The sequence below is a fragment of the Candidatus Chloroploca sp. Khr17 genome (assembly GCF_004138165.1).
In the GTDB taxonomy this organism is placed as follows: Bacteria; Chloroflexota; Chloroflexia; order Chloroflexales; family Chloroflexaceae; genus Chloroploca.
Genome location: NZ_RYFF01000148.1, coordinates 1 through 1,384, shown reverse-complemented (window position 1 = coordinate 1,384; position 1,384 = coordinate 1). Strand labels below are relative to the sequence as shown.

The following is a 1,384-nucleotide window of genomic DNA, read 5'->3' as shown; positions in this document are numbered from 1 at the left end:
GTGGTAAACCAGGCGGAAAACGGCAAAGAAGATTTACTCACCGATCTTGTTGCCATTGTCTCCTCGTTCGCCGCACGGTTGTATGGGCAACGCCGTGCAAAGCGCAAGACCGAAGCGATTGTGAAAGAACTTACCGAGGGCGAACCCGATGCAACTGGTTGAGCAACACGTTATCAACCGAAGCGACACCCGCTTTGCGCTGATTGATGCGGCTGCCTTTGCCGCAAAGAACCTCCACAATGCAGCAAACTACATCGTGCGTCAGGCGTTTATCTTTGACGGACGCTATCTCAATTACCACGAGATGAACCGTCGCATGAAAACGACGGAACCGTATCAAGCCTTACCACGCAAGGTAAGCCAACAAGTGTTGATGCTCCTTGACAAGAATTGGAAATCATTCTTTGCTGCGCTTGCCACCTATCGGACAAATCCCGCAGCCTTTACGGGTAAACCGGGATTGCCCACGTACCTCGATAAGACCAAGGGACGCTTTGCGCTCGTCTACACCATCCAGGCGATAAGCCGCCCCGCACTGGCCCAACAGGTCATCAAACCATCAGGATTGGACATTCACGTTCAGACCAAGCAGACGAGGATTGCCCAGGTGCGGATTGTCCCCCGGAGTGGATTCTATGTCGTGGAGGTCATCTATGAACGCGCCGTGGAACCTGCCGCCGTCGACCCGCAACTGGTGGCGGGCATTGACATTGGGTTGAACAACTTGGCAGCGATAGCTTCAAACAAACCCGGCTTTGTGCCGGTCCTTGTTCATGGTCGCCCGATCAAGCACATCAACCAGTTTTACAACAAGCGCAAAGCGCACCTCCAAGCGAAACTCGGAGCGAAGGGCACAACCGCTCTGATGGAACGCATCACCGTTCGACGCAATCGCCAGATTACCCACTACCTGCACACACACAGCCACCGCATCATTGAACTGCTGGTGGAGGAAGGGATTGGAACGCTGGTGATCGGCAAAAATGATGGATGGAAGCAGGAGATCGCCCTGGGCCGAAGGACAAATCAAAACTTTGTTCAGGTGCCACACGCTCGCTTTATCGAGATGCTGACGTATAAGGCCAAACTGGTCGGCATCACGGTGGTCGTTCGCAACGAGAGCCACACGTCGAAGTGTAGCTTTTTCGATGACGAGCCAGTAGCACATCACGACCAGTACGTAGGAAGGCGCATCAAGCGTGGGCTATTTCGTACCCGCGATGGGCGTCTCATCAATGCCGACGTGAACGGCGCGTACAACATTATCAGAAAAGCAATCCCAAACGCGTTCAGCAATGGGATCGAGGGTGTCGTAGGCCACCCTGTAGGGAGTGCCCCTACATACTGAGTACCTGCGATACAACGCTAGGGAAAAGAGAACTAT

1 protein-coding gene and 1 pseudogene are annotated in these 1,384 nt (G+C 53.8%); both read left to right on the top strand.

The features are described 5' to 3' along the window. A pseudogene (locus EKD05_RS26985) lies at nt 1-162 on the top strand (IS607 family transposase); the annotation flags it as partial. Next, nucleotides 149-1,348: an RNA-guided endonuclease TnpB family protein gene (locus tag EKD05_RS25445; protein WP_129678441.1), complete on the top strand. Its 1,200-nt coding sequence runs from the start codon at nt 149-151 to the stop codon at nt 1,346-1,348. The pseudogene EKD05_RS26985 and the gene EKD05_RS25445, both read left to right, overlap by 14 nt. Nucleotides 1,349-1,384: the final 36 nt, after the last annotated feature.